Below are 18,080 nucleotides of genomic sequence, written 5' to 3'. Positions count from 1 at the left end.
GATTACTCCTTCTTTTGGTTGTGCTGTGCTTGAATAAACTTTTCGATGTCGACCAGCTTCTTCTGTCCCTGCGCGTAGTAGGTCGGGTCCAGTTGCTTGGCACGGTCAAAGTACTGCGCGTACGGGTCGCCCTGCACCATGGCGACTAGGCCCCGGTCAAACGTAGCTCGCCCGTTCTGCGCGTCGAGGGCTAAGACCTGGTCGTAATACTGCGCCGCCTGGGCCATGTTCCCCAAAGCCAGCAGGTTTTCGGCCACGACCTGGAGGGTCGCCACGTCTTGCGGTTGACTAGTCAGCGCGGTCAACGCGAAGGCCAAGGCCCGCTTGTGGTCGCCATTCGCCATGTGGCTCTGGGCGATCATCAAATAGCCGGCGCCCTTGAGTTGGTCACCCAACTGGTCGAACTGGGCGATGGCCTTGGGGTAATCTTGGGCCGCGTAATACACGTTGCCCAAGCCGTAGTGCAACCGTTCCACGGCGTCCGGCTGAGCGGCGAAAAGTCCCAGGGCCTTCATCAAGAGTTCTTCGGCCTGCGCGTACGAGTTCAGGTCGACCAGCACGGTCGCTAACTCGTAGTAGGGTTCGAACTTCCCGGGTTCTTGGGTAATCTGTTGCACTAATTGGTGAACTAATTTTTCTGAGCGTTGTTTATCCGCCGCTCGGCCGGCGGAAGTGGGTTCTGTCATGTGATCACCTCATTTAAATCGTATCGGTTGGCGTCGCGGCGGCCGTCAGAAAGCTGGTGTTGTTCCAGTCCAACAGGTCAAAGTGTTGCCCGTCGCTGGTCTCGAGGACCGTGACGCTGGTGTTACGAATCCCGCCGCGCTTGCGTAAATCGGCCAGCGGGGTCGCCAGTAGGGCGTTGATTTCGGCGTTTAACGCCGCCCCGTGCCCCACGATCAACACGTTATCCTGTGGTCGGGGGTTGTTGGCCACGATGGTCTGAATCGCCGGGGTCATCCGGTCGATCACCTGCTGGAAGGTCTCCCCGCCAATCGCGGTCGTGGTATACCGGTCGGGATGGTTGCGAAAGGCATCCAATTCCGCCGGGAACCGCTCCTGAATCGACGTAAAGGTCTGCCCCTCCATTCGGCCCAGATGAAATTCCTCTAGGCGGCTCATCAGGGTCAACGGCACCTTCTGGTGAAGTTCGCGGATGACGTGCTGGGCCGTGACCCGGGCCCGTTTAATGGGGCTGGCATAGGCGTGGGTAAAGGTAATCCCGCGTAGGTAGCGACCCACCTGGACCATTTGCTGGTAACTCTCCGGTAATAGTGGGGAATCGCCCCCGGCCCCCTGGAAACGCCCTTCCAGATTCCACTGGGTCTTCCCGTGACGAATAAAGTATAGTTTCATGATTATAAGCGTCCTTTCAACGTCCTCTTGCGCGTTGCGTTTAAAATTCTGGTGAAGCAATCTCTACATATTATGCCAGTTTTCGCGGCGTTTTCAAAGTAACTGGGTCAAAAAGCCCGTTTCACCACCGTTCATTCGGAAAAACCCAAGCGACCTAAATAAAAACAGAAAGAAAAGTCTCAATTTTTCGAGAACTTTCTTTCTGTTGATTAAGCATCCGGGTGCTGGCCCGGACCCTGCTTCAAGATTAGATTAATTGTAACTGGCGCTCTTCGTTGTAAGCCGCGTCGATAATGGCGCTACCCAGGCACTCGTTGCCGTCGTAGAAGACCACGGCCTGGCCGGGGGTAATCGCCCGGGCCGGATCGTCGAATTCTACGGTGACCTGCTGACCATCGTCGCTCAAATGAACGGTCACGCCGGTATCCTTCTGCCGGTAACGGAACTTCGCCGTGCAGTGGAAGTCCTGGCCCCGGTCGATCGTGTTGACCCAGTGGATGTCGGAAGCGGCCAGGTGCGTGGCGTACAGGTGCGGATTGTGGTAACCCTTGCCCACGTACAGGATGTTTTGGCTCAGATCCTTACCGATAACGAACCACGGCTCGTTATCGATCCCGTCACCACCGATGCCTAAGCCGCGGCGCTGACCGATCGTGTAGTACATCAAACCGGCGTGCTGGCCCTTGACCTCACCATCAACGGTCATCATCTTGCCGGGCTTAGCCGGTAAGTACTGCTTCAAGAAGTCCTTGAACTGCCCCTTCTCACCGATGAAGCAGATGCCCATGGAATCGGGCTTCTTCGCCGTCGCTAAGCCGGCCTCTTCAGCCAACTGACGCACCTGGGTCTTCTTGACCAGGTCCCCGATTGGGAACATCACGCGGTCCAGCTGCTCAGCGGAAAGCTGACTTAAGAAGTAGGTCTGATCCTTGTTCTGGTCCACGGCACGCAACAGGTGGTTGTGCCCCTCGGCATCGCGCGTTAATTGCGCGTAGTGCCCAGTAGCAATGTAGTCGGCCCCTAACTCCAAGGCGTAGTCCAAGAAAGCCTTGAACTTGATTTCCTTGTTACAGATGACGTCGGGGTTCGGCGTCCGGCCCTTCTTGTACTCGTCCAAGAAGTACGTGAACACGCGGTCCCAGTATTCCTTTTCAAAGTTGACCGAGTAATAGGGAATCCCGATCTTAGCGGCAACCTTGGCCACGTCCTTATAGTCTTCGGTCGCGGTGCAGACGCCGTTCTCGTCCGTGTCGTCCCAGTTTTTCATGAAAACGCCCACGACGTCGTAGCCCTGCTGCTTTAACCGCAACGCGACCACGGAGGAATCGACACCGCCGCTCATTCCGACAACCACACGTGTTTGGCTGTTGTCTTGCATGGTATCACCATCATTTCTATCAGATTCTGGAGAATCTACGAGTTGAAGGTCGCACAAGTCCAGTATTTATCAGTGTAACGATTTCGTTTCCAGATTGCAAGCCTGGTGTTTCTTTTCAATCAACCGGCGGCCGGCCTAGTCCTGAGCGTGCCCGCTAGCCGGAAATTGGGCGCATAACCGGGCAAACTCGGCTTGGTACCCGTGTCGTTGGGTCGCCGCCGCTAACCCCGGCCGGTCGTGGGTCCGCACCACCCCGGTGTGGAGCTGGGCCGTATACAAGTCGAGGTACGGCAATTGCGCCGCTTGGGCTAAGGCCAGCTCGGCCTCGGCGTCGTAAGCCACCCGGCGTAAATCCACGGTGGGCGCGTCAAAGTCGTGGGTGGTCAGAATCGCGTACTGGGCCCGTAAGTCCTTGGCAAAGGCTGCCCACTGAGTGAAGGGCATCCCCACGGTCCCCGGATTAATGATCAGTTGGCCGGCGCTACTCTGCCGCACCAGCTGATGATGGGTGTGGCCGTATAAGAAGACGTCGGCGGGACCGGCCGCCAGTTGGTCAAAGGCCGCTTGGTCCTGTGCCGGCATCAGCGTGTGACCGAAATTCTTGGTCAGTTGGTTGTGGGTCAGCTGGTAGGTCAAGCCGTTGACGGTGCGCCGTTGGACCATCGGCAAGGCCCGCAACCGGTGGTGGTCGCTTGGCGTTAGGTGCGTCCAGACGTAGTGCCCCAGAATGGTGGCGTAAACGTCAATCGGGTCATCTCTGTCGATGGCCCCGTCGACCGTTGCGAACAGAATATCTTCCCAGTTGCCCCGCACGTAGGTCGTGATGGGTAGGGCGTCGAGGATCGTTAACAGGTCGTGGGCGCCCGGTCCCGGGAAGAACAGGTCCCCGAGGAACCAATACGCCGTACATCCGGCCGCCCGGGCATCGGCGAGGACCGCCCGAAGCGCCGTGACGTTACCGTGCACGTCCGAAATCACTGCAATTTTTGCCATAAACTCTCTTCACCTTCTTGAAAAACTACTACGTATAATGCTGATTGGGATAAAGCTGGTCGCCTTCCGGCGCTCAGGGGCTGGAACGCCTGCGGGCACGATTTTGAACCTCGCTAGACCCGCGAGTTTCAAAACTCGGCCTTGTGGTAAGTCAGCAAGGTACACTGACTAACCACAATTTCGCTGGCTGAGCCCCTGCTCGCCTCCAGGCTGTACACTGTGCATTTAAGCCTACAGTACTTTAAAGGCAACGTTGCCCGCATCACACCAACTAAAAAACACAAACGATACTATTTTTCATGCAAAGCTAATCCCTTATTCAACTTCACTTGGACACTCTCTAATGAATCATTGCTTGCTGTTAGAAAACGTTGAATATGCCTTTTCCGATCCTGAGCCGATGCACCGCCGGAATAAACACTTAACCCCTGATGTTGATCTGCATTATCTAACTGACGATACTGAATTGAATCACTTACCTCATGATTATATTTTACTAACCATTCCGCATCATCATTGGCTAATTTATAGAATATTGGTGGATTATCCAACCACAATATATTAACAATTCGATCATAAAGTTCTTTCCAACTCTTAATCGAAACATCCCTTTGCTCCTTAAAACTAAACGTTATTGGTTTCTCTCCCTTTGGATCAATATCCGCTAAACTTACCCACTCACCCGCATCTACCTCAACATCGGCAACACTCGGCAATGGCCAAACCTTAAGTGCTCGTTGATATAAATCAAATTGTCGCTGTTTTAACGAATTTTCATTCCACTCATCCATTCCAACCAAGGTCTGATTTAATTTTATCCCAGAATCTCTGTAACCATTAGGAGCATCTCGCTTATCACGAAAACTATGGTTACTCATCTGTGAATTAAAACCTGTTAATGTTAAATTAGCGAGTCGGTTAGTCCAGGTAACCTGAACATCATGCCAATTTTCTCCTAAGTTTTGTTGCCAGCTTCGGCTTAACGTCTGCGGCAAAATATGCTCAATTGAAAAATCGCCATTCTCAGCTCGCTCAAATAACATTTGCGTTTCTCCACGCCAATTATTCAGTTCATCCATAATAAACCAGAAAGATTCTGTTCTAATATGATAGTAATCCTTAGATGTCAGTGCATCCATTAGCATTGCATTAGACGGAAAAATCTTATTTTCTTTAACCTTGTGTGTTAATACCACTTCTAATGCTCGTGGATAATTAATATCGTTATTTTTCGTTAGACGCTGTACTTGACGATTCAAAGTCGTAAAAAAGTTATTTAATCCTGTACTTGGAATACCGACAAATAGTCGTCTTGCAAGATAGCCTAAAACTGTTTTCAGAACTTCATTTAATCCATTAAGCGATAGTTTTTGCTTTTCGTACAAATTAAAAATTTGTAGGAAATACGGCATCATCACATCCATATGTAAATGAGATAATCTAATCAATAATCGTTGCGTAGTCTGATCTGTAAACTGATACTCTTGCGGAAACTGAATTTTAGCATAAATTTTGGCAACCTTTTCTTCTTCTAACAATTCCGTATAACGGTCAAAATTAGGATGGAGTCCAATCTCCTGCCGATAATTATCATAGATATCATTCTTCTTCACTGGCTTCGATGAAGTTGCCAACGATGTTAAGTAATGTCGATAAAAATTCGAGATATTTTCACGATGAACTAATCTTTCAATTGATTTCCAAACTTCAAAAGCTTGCGTTTGAGCATCACGTTCTAAGCCCATTAATAGATAATTTCTAATTTTATCTGACTCAGTTAACCCTAACCCAGTCGAGTTAAGACTTTCAAAGATAAGTTGGGCATCATCTCCTGGTTGAACTGTAATCACCATCGCTTGTAATTTCGTTTGTAATAAATTTAACCAGTCTTCAACTGAGAGCACACCACTTTGAACAGCATTCTTAAAATACTGATAGTTTAGCTTAAATAACGATGGCTTTGCCTGATCACCATGCAAAAGAACATCAATATACTGCTGTTCATCCCCGTCAACTGGTTTTAAACGATTATGATAGCCAGTTTCTTCATCGTAAGGATCAACGAGATACTTATCATTGATTATCCTTGCTTGTCGCTCATCAGTTACCGCCATTAAATCTCGTAATGCTATTAAAAATAACGATATTGTCGTCAATCGTTGTTGTCCATCAATAACGGCAACCGCATCCGTTGTCGTTAAATCCAAAATTAAGCTACCGACAAAATACTTATCAAGTCCTCGTTGTTCCGCCATAAGAATATCTTCAACCAACCGTTGAACTTGGTCCGTTCCCCAACTATAGCGTCGCTGATAAAGAGGAATATAGATTTTATCTTCGTTATGTATGATTCGTATAATCATTTTGGGGCTACCTTGCATAACAACAACCTTCCTTTACATTTACCAAGTACCGTCTGTTTTCTCTTACAATTATACGACACTCCGTCAATTATCAGATAAAACATGTCAAAATAAAAACCCTCTTATCCTTAGATAAAAGAGCCTTTATTGATTCGTTTATGTGACCGGTTATTTCTTCCGCAAGATTTCCCGGTCGATCAAATTTTGCATGATAAAGTGATACTGCTCGACGTTCCCCTCGGCGTGCGGGCCCTTGAAGATGTTCAAGCGCCGGTTCCCCGAAGCATTAGTCGTTGCCATCTTAAAACCGGACAGGTCCTTGGCAATCGTCACCTTCAACATCTGGTTCTTGTTGTACGGTGAGGTCGGATCGACCGACCGTTCCAGGGTATAGTTCCCGGCATTAGACACCTGGAACCCCACGTCCTTTAAGGCGTACGCTTTAATGTTGGGGTCGAGTTCGTAGACGTCGGTATCCCCGTCAATTTGCATCTGCTTTTCAAATAACACGCTACTTCACCTCACTGGTATGCTTTAAACGCGTCACAATCTTAGTCACGGCGGTAATAAAGGCGTCCAGATCCGCCATGGTGGTGTAGGCCCCGAACGACAAGCGAATCGACTCACTGATCCGCGGACTATCGGCCCCAAACATCGCCGTCAGCACGTGCGACGGCTCGATGGACCCGGCCGTGCAGGCAGACCCGCCGGACACCGCGATACCCGCCAAGTCGAGGTTGGTCTGCATCACGTAGGTCGACACGCCCTTGATCCAAATGTTCAGCACGTGGTTCAGGTTTTCACCGGTCAGCGACCCGTTGACCTCAAAGTCGATACCATTTTGAGTCAACCCGTCGACCACGTGTTGCTTAAAGTCGTGGTACTTGGTCTGCCGTTGAGCCTTCACTTCGGGCGTCAACGCCTGAACGGCCGTGGCAAAACCGGCCAAGGCGGGCACGTTTTCGGTTCCAGCCCGGCGCTTTTCTTCCTGGTCGCCGCCCTTGATCAGACTTGGGAAGTTGATACCCTCGCGCCGGTACAGGAAGCCCATCATCTTGGGGCCGTTGATCTTATGCGCCGACGTCGACAACAGGTCGATGTGGTCGCGTTGCACGTCGATGTCTAACAGACCGTACGCCTGCACGGCATCGGTGTGGAACCACGCTTGGTGGTCCTTCAAGATGTCACCGATCTCGTGGATGGGCATCCGACTGCCGACCTCGTTATTGCCCATCATGATGGACACCAGGATCGTGTCGTCGCGCAGGGCCGCCTTGAAGTCGTCCAGACTGATCCGGCCGTGCTGATCGACGGGTAAATACGTGACCTCGAACCCTTCTTGTTCCAAGGCCTTAAGTGGTTCTAAGATGGCCTTGTGTTCGATAGCCGTGGTAATGATGTGTTTGCCCAACGCTTGACGGGCGTGAGCCGTTTGGGTGATGGCGGTATTGTCACTTTCACTCCCGCCACTGGTGAAGACAATCTCTTCATCGCTGGCCGCGTGAATGCTATCCGCAATCACCTGCCGACTGTTTTCCATGATCGTATGGGCTTCGCGTCCTAAACCATACAGGGTCGACGCGTTGCCGAAGACGTGGGTCATCTTGTCCGTCATCTCCGCTAAAACGGCTGGTGACAAGGGCGTGGTGGCCGCGTTGTCCAAGTAAATCTCCTTCACTCCCAAAACCTCCTAGAAACTATGGTTACTGTTGTGCGGCAAAGAGCGCTAATAACATCTGCGCCGACTGCCGACCAGCGTCGATGATGAAGTCGTCAAAATCGACCCCGGAATTGTTATCCGCCGTGTCGGACATCGCCCGCACGACCACGTAAGGAACGTCAAATTGATGGGCCACTTGTCCCACCGCTGCCCCTTCCATTTCACCGGAAAGTGCGTCGGGGAAGTGTTCCAAAATGGGCTTAGTGGCCGCCGGACCGTTTAAGAATTGGTCGCCGGACACGATCAAGCCCTGCTTGGTAGTCAGGCCGGTTTGGCTGGCCGCCGCCGCAATCTTGGCGCCCCATTCTTTGGAAGCCGCGAACCGGGCTGGTTGTTGGGGCAGTTGGCCGTATTCGTAGCCAAAGGCCCGCGCATCGGCATCGTGATAGGCCGTTTCGGTCGAAATGACCACGTCACCGATCTTTAAGCCGGCCGCTAAAGCCCCTGCCGACCCAGAGTTGATCACCACGTCCACGTTGAATTGGGTGATCAGTAAAGCCGTGGTCAAACCGGCTTCAACTTTCCCAATTCCGGAACGAACCAGAACGACGCTTTGGTCGTGAATGGTTCCCTGGTAGAATTCCACCCCGTGAATATTGGTGGTTTGTTCGTCTTGCAGGGCCAGTTTAAGTTCTTTGATTTCTTCTTCCATGGCACAAATTACGCCGAATGTCATTTTGGTGAGTCACTCCTCTAAAATTCTACGAAAAATAAGATTAAATACACGGCCACAATCAGCACCGCGAGCCAAAAAATCGCCCAGTTCAGGCGCCGACCTAACCGCCGTTGCTTGGCCTGCGGCGTGTGGTCGTCCAACGGCCCGGTCGCCGAGTTAGGGTCGGCGTCGGGGTCTAAATCATCGGCCGGTTGGTTACGGGCAGATTTACGTTCCGCGGCATTGCGCTGCCGGTCCCGCTCGTTAGCTTCCCGCTCCGCTTGTTCCTGTTCGCGCCGATAATCCGCCCGGGTTTTGGGCTGATCATCATCAGATTGCCAATCGTTTCGCATCCCGTCACCTACTTTTGTAAGAGCCAGTAATAGATGGCCGTAATGGTCTTGGCGTCTTCGATCTCCCCGCGGTCAATCATGGCTTGCGCCTCCGCTTTCGTGACCGTCAACAGTTCCAAGTTTTCGCCCTGGTCGCGGGGCAGTTCCGTGGTCACCGGCTTTAAGTCAGTCGCCAAAAAGAGCGTCATGTATTCATCGGAAAACCCGACGCTCGAATAAAACCCGGTGATGCGCTTCAACGTTCCCGGTTCATACCGAATCTCTTCATTTAATTCCCGCCGGACCGCGTGTTCGATGTTGTCGGCATCGCGACTATCGAGTTTGCCCGCCGGAATCTCCAACGTTGCCTTGGCGATGGGCGCGCGCCATTGCCGTTCCAAAATCATGTGGTCGGGGTCCGGTAGGGCTAAAATCCCCACGGCGCCCACGTGCCGCACGATCTCCCGGGTCGCCGCTTCACCGTTAGGCAGACGCACTTGTTGGCGTTCTAAGCGCACGATTACCCCGTCGTATAACGTTTCGGAGGATTCAACGTGTTCTTCTAAGTCCATGCCCTACGCCTCCTGATCTGCGGTGACGACCGGCGTGACTTTGGCCGCCTGCGGTCCCCGTTGGCCCTGCACAATCACAAATTGAACGGTCTGACCCGCTTCTAATTTCCGAAAGCCGTCGCCTAAAATGCCCGTGTAGTACACAAAGACGTCGCCGTCTGCGGGCGTGGTGATGAAGCCGAAGCCCCGTTGTTCACTATAACTTTTTACCGTACCGGTTAACATACGCTGGTTTCCCTCCCGTCTAGATATACAAGCAGATTATACCCGTTTTCGCAGGCCCCCGCAAACCAGGCGTTGCGACGCCAAAACGGACGACCCGCGCTCATCGCGCTAGTCGCCCGTTTTCGGAGAATCTTTAATGATTAGTTAACGTTTAGGCCTATTCGTCAAACCCATCCGTGGCCGTTTCCGGGAAATCCTTCCGGACGATGGCGGCACACCGCGCACAGAAGTGCGGATAAGCGGTATCACTACCCACGTCGGTCTTGATCAACCGGCACCGTTGACACTCGTCGCCCTCGGCTGGGGTGACCACAATGGCCACGTTACCGAAGTCTAACGCATCAGCCGGTTTTTGGTCGTAGGCTTTGACGTCTAACCCAGAAACCAACAGGATTTGTTGAACGTTCACGTCAAGTTGGTCAAATAGCGTTTGCACGTCGGCACTCACGTAAAGATCCAAGTGAGCTTCGGCGGCCTTCCCGATCAGCTTGGCGTTCCGGGCTTCTTCCAAAGCCTTCAACACGTCGCTTCGAACCGTCATGAAGCGGTCCCAAGCCGACGTTTCACCTTGGTCTTCAACTTCGTTAGTGTCCGGTAAGTCCAAGACAGCCGGCATTTCCGCCAACTGAACGAAGTCTTCCGGTTCCTTCAAGAAGGTCCAGATTTCTTCGGTGGTGTGAGGCAGGATTGGCGTCAACAACTTGGTCAACGTCACGGCAATCTGGTAGAAGATCGTTTGCATCGAGCGCCGGACCGGACTGTTAGCGGATTCGATGTACAAAACATCCTTGGCAAAGTCCAGGTAGAAGGCGGACAATTCGGTGATCACGAAGTTCATCAATTCCTTGTAAATGTTCAAGAAGTTGTAGTCGTCGTAGTCGGCCTTGACGTCCTTAACGAACTCGTTCAACCGATAAAGCATGTGCCGGTCCACGGCCTGTAAGTCATTGACGGCGACCGTATCGGTCTGCGGATCGAAGTCACTGGTGTTGGCCAGTAAGTACCGCATGGTGTTCCGTAACTTCTTGTAGCTGTCGGAAATCTTGACGAAGGCTTCGGTCGACACCCGCACGTCGGCGGAAGTATCCACGGACGTGACCCACAGACGCACGATGTCGGCCCCCATCTTCTGGATGATTTCACTCGGCGCAATCGTGTTCCCTAAGGACTTGGACATCTTGTGACCGTCCTTATCCAGGGTAAACCCTTGGGACACGACCTGCTTATACGGCGCCTGACCTTCGGCGGCCACGCTGGTGATCAAACTGGAGTTGAACCAACCCCGGTATTGGTCGGACCCTTCCAGGTACAGGTCGGCCGGGTAGACCAAATCGTCGCGTTCGGCCAAGACCCCTTGGTGGGAAGTCCCCGAATCGAACCACACGTCCATGATGTCGGTTTCCTTGGTGAATTCACCGTGGGGCGAGTGTTCGTTGGTGTACCCGTCCGGTAACAGGTCCTTGGCATCGCGGTCGAACCAGACGTTGGAGCCGTACTTGGCAAACAAGTCGGCCACGTGGTTGATCGTTTCCGTTTCTAAGATGGCCGTGCCGTCTTCAGCGTAGAAGATCGGTAGTGGCACACCCCAGACCCGTTGCCGAGAGATGACCCAGTCGCCACGGTCCTTAATCATGTTGGCCAAGCGACGTTGCCCCCAGTCCGGCTTAAAGGAAACGTCCTTTAAACTGGCCAGGATTTCGTCACGAACCTTGTCCACGGAAGCGAACCACTGCGGCGTTGCCCGGAAGATGACCGGCTTCTTGGTCCGCCAGTCAAACGGGTAACTGTGTTCGTACGGCATGTACTTCAGTAAGGCGTTGTTTTCCTTCAGCTTGTCCAAAGCGATTTGGTTGGCATCTTCGTAGAATACGCCCTTGAAATCGGGACCGGCTTCTTCGGTCATGTACCCCTTGTCGTCCACGGGAACCAGAACCGGTAAGTGGTAAAGGGCACCGACGTTAAAGTCGTCTTCCCCTAAACCAGGCGCCGTGTGGACCAGACCAGTCCCGGATTCGGTCGTCACGAAGTCCCCTAACATGATCACTAATTTACGGTCGGCGATGAACGGATGTTGGGCCGTGATGTTTTCCAGGTCTTTTCCGAGCACGGTCTTGACCACTTGCACGTCTTCCCAACCAAAGCGTTCGGCATTTTCGGCGACCAGCGTGCTGGCCAGGACGAATTGCCGGTCGTCGTTAGCGGGCTTGACCACGGCATATTCAATACCGGCGTCAAGGGTGACCCCTTCGGAAGCGGGCACGGTCCACGGCGTCGTGGTCCAAACCACGAAGTACGTGTTGGTGTCTAAGACGCCCTTGCCGTCAACCACTTCTTCGGCGAAGAACGCGGATGGTGACGTCACGTCGTGGTATTCCACTTCGGCTTCGGCCATGGCCGATTCGGAGGACCAAGACCAGTAAACCGGCTTCTTACCCCGGTAAATCAAGCCCCGTTCGGCCATCTTGCCGAAGACCCGCACTTCTGCGGCTTCGAATTCTGGCTTCAACGTCAGGTAAGGATTGTCCCAGTCGGCCGAAACGCCCAAGCGCTTGAAGCCTTCCCGTTGTTGGTCGACCTGCTTTAAGGCGTATTCGCGACACAGGTCCCGGAACGCGGAAGTCGACATCTTCTTGCGGTCGTAACCGGCCTTGGTCAATTGTTGTTCAATTGGCAGACCGTGCGTATCCCAGCCGGGAACGTAAGGCGCGCGGAAGCCGTTCATGGACTTGTAACGCACGATGATGTCCTTAGAAATCTTGTTCATCGCGTGGCCCATGTGGATCGGTCCGTTCGCGTACGGTGGCCCATCGTGTAGAATAAAGGTCGGTTTCCCTTCGTTTAATTTCTGGCGGGCTTGATACAATTTGTTATCTGCCCAGGCCTTTTGCCGGTCAACTTCCTTGACCGGTAAGTTGCCCCGCATTTTAAACTTGGTTTTACCCAAGTTCAGCGTGTCTTTCACTCGCATACCAGTGATTCCTCCTTGTGTTTAATCTCCTCGGTCAGTCAACCGGTGAGCTCAAGTTGTGGACGCAACCTCAGCTCACCGGTCGACTGACCGGAAAATTTTAATTCTCAACCACGCAAAAAACGACCCCGTCGCAAGGGACGAAGTCGTTCGTGGTACCACCCAATTTTAGAAGGTGTTTGCCACCTTCCCTCAAACCCGTAACGGGGGTACCCGCTAGAACTTACTGACTTCAGTTCTAGAGCTTCAGAGACTGATCACGCTACGGGTCGCTGACTTCCTAGGCTTTCACCGTCCCTAGGTCGCTATCGTCGTTTACCGTCTCGTTGTGGTTCTCTATGCTGGTCGTTTTACTTAGTTTTTTGGTCGTAATGGTCTTGATCGTTATCCGGGAAGATGACCACGGTTTCTTGACTCGCATCACCCGTGTCCGTGACCGGTGTCTCGGCCACTTGGGTGGTACCGTCATCATCTTGTGGTGCTTCCGAGTGTACGCCTTGTTCCGTGGCGTTGTCAAGTCGGTCACCCACGACCTTCTTGATTTCCTCATAGCTCGACATCGAGCCTTCCTTCAACAGGTCGTCCCAGTCGTTGGACTTGACCACTTCTAATTGACTTTCTAACATGACTTGGAGCCGTTGCCGGAAGACCCGGGTACTCTTCTTCAAGTCGTCGGTCTCCACGGCCAACTTCTTGGCCCGTTTTGAGGCTTCGTCCATAATCTGGTTACCCTTATTCGTTGCTTCAGAAACGATGTCGGAACTTTGCTTTTGGGCCTCACGAATAATAATTTCAGATTCCTTTTGTGAATTAGCCTTCACCTTGTCGGCCGCTTCTTGCGCCACCAAGATCGATTGGTTCAACGAATCCTTTAAGTCGTTAAAGTACTTTAATTTTTCGTTGGCCGCATCTAATTGTTCTTCTAATTCCTTATTGTGATTCAACGTGATTTGGTAATCCTTGATCACTTGATCTAAGAAATCATTGACCTCATCAACGTTGTAACCCCGCATTTTCGTTCCGAATTCTTTATTATGAATATCTAATGGACTTAGTACCATCTGTACGTTCCCTCCGCATCTATTTCTTCAGCACCGCTAGGATAACCCGAATTTTTTCTTTTTTGGTTCGGCCACCCACCTCATCGAGGCGAATGCGCCCGAACCCCCGCACGGAAACCAGATCCGCCACGGCTAATTCGTAGTCGGGTTTCTCGGTATCCGCCCAGTTGACCCGGACCCGACCGGCTTCAATCAGTTCCTTGGCCCGGTGACGGGATAAATGAAAACCCGTCCCGACGATGCTATCCAACCGTAACGACGACAGGGTCGCCGCTTCCGGTTCCCATTCGTCTTCTCGTTGGACTAACGCGTCCCAGGTCGTCGTGACTAACCGGGCCTTGACCCGCCCAATTCGCTCGACCTGACCCGTTAAATAATCGGCCATATTGGTTTCGGTAACCAACTGCCAAGTCTGACCGTCTGTGATAATGTCCCCAATAATTTCGCGTTCGATGCCCGATCCCAACAAGGTTCCCAGGATCTGACTGTGATGTAGCGTGGCGAACTTGACCGGGTAATCCACGCGTAACAGCGTGAGCTCGAAGTCTTGAGCTTCGGGGGTGTAATAATCCGGATAAAAGAGCGCCCGCTGCATTTCTGCCGCGGCAAAGCCCCCACTGAACCGCACCGGGATATCGGCCCGTCGCGCCAGCGTGGTGGCGACATAGACCTGGCGGGGATTCAGGAAGTGGGTCAAAACCGGTCGATACTCGTCTTGCACCTGTTGTAACCAGTTGCCGACCGCATCGATAAACGGGGCTTCCTCCGGCCGAAAATGTTGCGTGATATTCTCATCCACGGCCGTTCACTCCTCTCGTGGCCCTATAGCAGCAGCCGCAAAATGAACTCCTCGAGGGCTTGGAGGCCGTACTGCACCACCGTTAACACGATGATGGCCACGACCGGGCCAAACCCCAAGGGTCCAATAGCAATAAAGTTAAAATAACTTAAGAATGGTTCGACTAACCGACCAATGATTTGGCCGAAGCGAGACTGATACCCGCCTGGTAACCAGCTAAGTAGGGCGTAAACCACGATCAATAAGACGTAGGCCCCCACTAGCCAGTTCAAAATTTTAAAGATCAGCGCCACCAAGTTAATGACCGCTAAACTGACTCCAGTTGTAATCACAGCACCGCTCCTTATGACGTAAATTGCGTTCCGAGGTTCGCCGCGACGTCGCCACTGACCTCGAAATTATGTGGCGTACACAGAAAAATCTGTTCACCAATTCGCTTGATTTCACCACCGACCGCAAAGGCCGTCCCGTTGAGAAAATCCACGATCCGCTGGGCCTGCGCCTCGTCGACGCGAGCAAAGTTAACGATCACCGCGTCACCCGTGGTAATCTGCTTAGCAATGCCCTTGGCGTCCGAATAGATGCGTGGTTCACAAATGGCAATGTGGCTTGAATTTGGTTTTGCCGACCGCATGGCAACCACCTTCCGAGTATCGACGGGCCGTTGAGGGACCGTCGATTTTGCTTGTGGCTGTTGTTGCTGAGTCACCGGACTGGGGTCCTGATAGTCTTCGTCGTAATCATCGTTCATGCCGAAAAATTTGCTTAGACTAAACTTATCCGCCATAGTTGGTCACTCCTCTCACAACGGCTTAACGAGCAGGTTACTTCCGCCGCCGCTTGAAGAACGGTGGCGTGTCCTCGCCCTGATCGTCGTCCGCTGCCGAACTCTGATTGGAACTTGGGTTGAAAATATTAAAATCTGGCTTGTCGACCCCGGCAAATTCGTCGTTGTTCGACTTTTGCTTGGGTTCTGGCCGGTGCGCGGGTTCGCGAATATCCCAGTTGCCAAACGGATCCGCCTTGGCGTCATCGTTGGCTGGAGCGTTCGAACGCGTCGTCGGTTGCGACGCTTGACCCGCCGCACTACCGTTAGGTTGACTAGCCCGCCGAGCAACCCGACTACGGGCCGCTTCTTTTTCTTCGCGTTTCTTGTCGATCCCGGTGGCAATCACCGTGACCCGAACTTCGTCGCCTAGGTCTTCGTCGATGGACGTCCCGAAGATAATGTTGACGTCACTAGTGGCCGCATCGGACACAATCTGTGAAGCGGCTTGGGCTTCAAACAAGGACAGGTCGGGACCCCCGGTGATGTTTAACAGCACTTGTTCGGCACCGTCGATGGACACTTCCAACAATGGTGAGGAAATGGCCTTCTTGGTCGCGTCTTCCGTCCGGTTTTCACCGTTGGCCGACCCGATCCCCATCAGCGCAGAGCCTTGATCCTTCATGACCGTCTTCACGTCGGCAAAGTCCAAGTTCACGTAGCCGGGGCTAGTGATCAAGTCGGAAATCCCTTGGACCCCTTGACGTAAGACGTTGTCGGCTTCCTGGAAGGCTTCCATCATCGGCGTCTTCTTGTCGACGATTTCTAACAACCGGTTGTTGGCAATGATGATCAACGTGTCGACGTTTTCCTTCATGGCCGCGACCCCTTCGGCCGCAAACCGAGCTCGCCGGGGACCCTCGAAGCTAAATGGTCGGGTAACGACCCCCACCGTTAAGGCGCCACTTTCCTTGGCGATCTTCGCCACGATCGGTGCGGCCCCGTTCCCGGTTCCACCGCCCATCCCGGCGGTGACGAACACCATGTCGGCCCCTTCCAGGGCTTCGGTGATGGCTTCTTCACTTTCTTCGGCGGCCTTAGCCCCGATTTCCGGGTTGGCGCCGGCCCCTAACCCGCGGGTCAGTTTCGGGCCAAGTTGAATCTTGGTTTCGGCCTTGGACGCTTCCAAGGCCTGAACGTCGGTGTTGGCAACGATGAATTCGACGCCCTTGACGTCTTCCGTAATCATTCGGTTGACGGCGTTGTTGCCCCCACCGCCGACGCCAATCACTTTAATGTTGGCGCCATGATTTTGAGCAGAATCTAATGAGTATTCCATTGTGTTTTCCTCCATCTCACATTAGTCGAAGAAGTCGCTAAAGAACTTCTTGAACCGGTCGGACCGATTGTTCTTTTTGGCTTTTGGTTTCTTAACGTTGCTTTGACTCGTCGGCTGCGCTTCGGGCGCGGAACTGCGGGGAGCAGCTTCGGCTTCACGTTGCCGGATCTCGTCGGTTTCGTCGGCTAACTGGGTGGAACCCGTTAAGGCGCTCTTAATCAGTAAATCGATCTCGTTGAGACCCCCAAAGTAATTGACGAGTGCTAAGGCCAGGGTAAACGACGGGTGCCGTAACCCCATCTGGTCCGGAACGTACACCCGAACGTTGGTCCCAAACTCGTCCGTCGCTAATTCCGTAATCCCGGGTAAGGCCGCGACCCCACCGGTCAGCACGATGCCACCCGGTAATTCCAGCGCCTGGACCTTATCCAAGTTGGCCCGTAACCGTTTGAAGATCTGGTCTAACCGGGCCTCGATGATTTCCGCTAAGTATTTTTCCGAGACCGGCGTCGGCTGGCTTTGCCCGACCACGTCGACCGGAAATTCGTCTTCGTCACTCGCCTGCGTCGAATCCGCATACCCGTAATCGCGTTTTAACTTTTCGGCGCTATCCAGCGAGGTGTTCAAGACCACCGAGATATCCTTGGTGATGAATTGACCGCCCTCTTGATCGACGTCGATGTATTTCAACTGGTGATCGTGAATGACCGCCGCAGTCGACTGGCCACCCCCCAGGTCGATCAGAATCGTACCAAAGTCCTGTTCACCATCGTTCATGACCATCATCCCCTGGGCCATCGGATTAATCACAGTTCCTCGTAAGTGTAACCCGGCCTGTTCGACCGCTTTGCGAGTATTATGCATGATGGTCTTGGGTCCCGTAAAGATGGTCCCGTGCAGTTCCAAGCGCACGCCCACCATTCCGCGGGGATCCTTGATGCCGTCAAACCCATCCACGACAAATTCATCGGCGAGGATGTCTACAACTTCACGCTCTGGGGGTAAGCTTTGAATCAACGCGGCCGCCGCAACGTTACGCACGTCACGCCCGGTAATTTCCCGCGATTGATCATCAATGGCAATCATGCCGCTACAAGTTTCAATTTTTAACATATTTGCGGGAATTCCCACAATGACATCGTGAATTTCGATACTAGCCTTTTCTTCGGCTTGTCGAATAGCGCGCTGAATCGCTTCAGCTGCTTTGTCAATGTCCACGATCACACCGCGACTGACACCATTCGAACGTTCATTCCCCACGCCAATAACGTTCATTTGCCCTTTAACATTTTCAGCAACAATGACTTTTATTGAGGTGGTTCCTATATCGAGACCTACGTACATCCCTGAATTATCCATAGAAAAAGGAACCTCCTAAGCTAATCAATCTATTAACACGTATGAATTCGCTTTTTCTCCTAATTATCCTTCAGTTTACCACATTTACTAGGGGTTGAAAAAGCCTTTATCAGCGCTTTTTGACGCTGAAATCAAAATGACCTGAATTATTCATACCTTCCAAAAAAGTCGTCAGTTTTCATGTTTTTCAAAAA

At 52.5% G+C, this 18,080-nt stretch carries 18 protein-coding genes; all 18 read right to left on the bottom strand.

Going from position 1 to position 18,080, the window contains the following annotated elements; translation table 11 throughout:
* Positions 1 to 2: 2 nt before the first annotated feature.
* On the bottom strand, positions 3 to 686 hold the full coding sequence (locus tag FD38_RS01685) for a tetratricopeptide repeat protein (RefSeq protein WP_057730564.1): 684 nt from the start codon (positions 684 to 686) through the stop codon (positions 3 to 5).
* A 13-nt stretch (positions 687 to 699) separates the two neighbouring features.
* Positions 700 to 1,359 carry a histidine phosphatase family protein gene (locus FD38_RS01680; protein ID WP_057731038.1) on the bottom strand — a complete coding sequence of 220 codons (660 nt, stop codon included), beginning with the start codon at positions 1,357 to 1,359 and terminating at the stop codon, positions 700 to 702.
* A gap of 244 nt (positions 1,360 to 1,603) precedes the next feature.
* On the bottom strand, positions 1,604 to 2,734 hold the full coding sequence (mnmA, locus tag FD38_RS01675; protein ID WP_057730562.1) for a tRNA 2-thiouridine(34) synthase MnmA: 1,131 nt from the start codon (positions 2,732 to 2,734) through the stop codon (positions 1,604 to 1,606).
* Between the two features lie 135 nt (positions 2,735 to 2,869).
* Positions 2,870 to 3,727, bottom strand: coding sequence for a metallophosphoesterase family protein (locus FD38_RS01670; RefSeq protein ID WP_057730560.1), 858 nt, complete (start codon positions 3,725 to 3,727; stop codon positions 2,870 to 2,872).
* A 290-nt stretch (positions 3,728 to 4,017) separates the two neighbouring features.
* Positions 4,018 to 6,108 carry a DUF262 domain-containing protein gene (locus FD38_RS01665; RefSeq protein WP_057730559.1) on the bottom strand — a complete coding sequence of 697 codons (2,091 nt, stop codon included), beginning with the start codon at positions 6,106 to 6,108 and terminating at the stop codon, positions 4,018 to 4,020.
* 150 nt (positions 6,109 to 6,258) lie between these two features.
* Positions 6,259 to 6,600 (bottom strand): DUF1831 domain-containing protein, encoded by a 342-nt coding sequence (locus FD38_RS01660; RefSeq protein WP_057730557.1) that lies wholly within the window; start codon positions 6,598 to 6,600, stop codon positions 6,259 to 6,261.
* A gap of 1 nt (position 6,601) precedes the next feature.
* The gene (locus tag FD38_RS01655; RefSeq protein WP_057730556.1) at positions 6,602 to 7,768 is read right to left on the bottom strand and encodes a cysteine desulfurase family protein; all 1,167 of its coding nucleotides are present in this window, start codon (positions 7,766 to 7,768) and stop codon (positions 6,602 to 6,604) included.
* 25 nt (positions 7,769 to 7,793) lie between these two features.
* Positions 7,794 to 8,486, bottom strand: a complete 693-nt coding sequence (locus FD38_RS01650; protein WP_057730554.1) for a 5'-methylthioadenosine/adenosylhomocysteine nucleosidase — start codon at positions 8,484 to 8,486, stop codon at positions 7,794 to 7,796.
* A 17-nt stretch (positions 8,487 to 8,503) separates the two neighbouring features.
* On the bottom strand, positions 8,504 to 8,818 hold the full coding sequence (locus FD38_RS01645) for a hypothetical protein (RefSeq protein ID WP_057730552.1): 315 nt from the start codon (positions 8,816 to 8,818) through the stop codon (positions 8,504 to 8,506).
* A gap of 8 nt (positions 8,819 to 8,826) precedes the next feature.
* On the bottom strand, positions 8,827 to 9,369 hold the full coding sequence (locus FD38_RS01640; protein WP_057730550.1) for an NUDIX domain-containing protein: 543 nt from the start codon (positions 9,367 to 9,369) through the stop codon (positions 8,827 to 8,829).
* Between the two features lie 3 nt (positions 9,370 to 9,372).
* Complete coding sequence (locus FD38_RS01635; protein ID WP_057730548.1) at positions 9,373 to 9,594, bottom strand: cold-shock protein; 222 nt, start codon at positions 9,592 to 9,594, stop codon at positions 9,373 to 9,375.
* A 157-nt stretch (positions 9,595 to 9,751) separates the two neighbouring features.
* Positions 9,752 to 12,562 (bottom strand): isoleucine--tRNA ligase, encoded by a 2,811-nt coding sequence (gene ileS, locus FD38_RS01630; protein WP_057730547.1) that lies wholly within the window; start codon positions 12,560 to 12,562, stop codon positions 9,752 to 9,754.
* A 350-nt stretch (positions 12,563 to 12,912) separates the two neighbouring features.
* A complete protein-coding gene (locus FD38_RS01625; RefSeq protein WP_057730545.1) occupies positions 12,913 to 13,623 on the bottom strand; it encodes a DivIVA domain-containing protein in 711 nt (236 codons plus the stop codon).
* A 19-nt stretch (positions 13,624 to 13,642) separates the two neighbouring features.
* The gene (locus FD38_RS01620) at positions 13,643 to 14,422 is read right to left on the bottom strand and encodes a YlmH family RNA-binding protein (protein WP_057730544.1); all 780 of its coding nucleotides are present in this window, start codon (positions 14,420 to 14,422) and stop codon (positions 13,643 to 13,645) included.
* A gap of 23 nt (positions 14,423 to 14,445) precedes the next feature.
* The gene (locus tag FD38_RS01615) at positions 14,446 to 14,754 is read right to left on the bottom strand and encodes a YggT family protein (RefSeq protein ID WP_225430755.1); all 309 of its coding nucleotides are present in this window, start codon (positions 14,752 to 14,754) and stop codon (positions 14,446 to 14,448) included.
* An 11-nt stretch (positions 14,755 to 14,765) separates the two neighbouring features.
* Entirely contained in the window at positions 14,766 to 15,209 is a 444-nt protein-coding gene (locus FD38_RS01610) for a cell division protein SepF (RefSeq protein ID WP_057730542.1), read from the bottom strand.
* A 37-nt stretch (positions 15,210 to 15,246) separates the two neighbouring features.
* On the bottom strand, positions 15,247 to 16,527 hold the full coding sequence (gene ftsZ / locus FD38_RS01605) for a cell division protein FtsZ (protein WP_057730540.1): 1,281 nt from the start codon (positions 16,525 to 16,527) through the stop codon (positions 15,247 to 15,249).
* A 21-nt stretch (positions 16,528 to 16,548) separates the two neighbouring features.
* Positions 16,549 to 17,886, bottom strand: coding sequence for a cell division protein FtsA (gene ftsA, locus FD38_RS01600; RefSeq protein WP_057730538.1), 1,338 nt, complete (start codon positions 17,884 to 17,886; stop codon positions 16,549 to 16,551).
* Positions 17,887 to 18,080 lie beyond the last annotated feature (194 nt).

The organism is Levilactobacillus zymae DSM 19395 (genome assembly GCF_001434115.1).
GTDB lineage: Bacteria > Bacillota > Bacilli > Lactobacillales > Lactobacillaceae > Levilactobacillus > Levilactobacillus zymae.
This window is presented reverse-complemented; position numbering and strand designations above follow the sequence as displayed.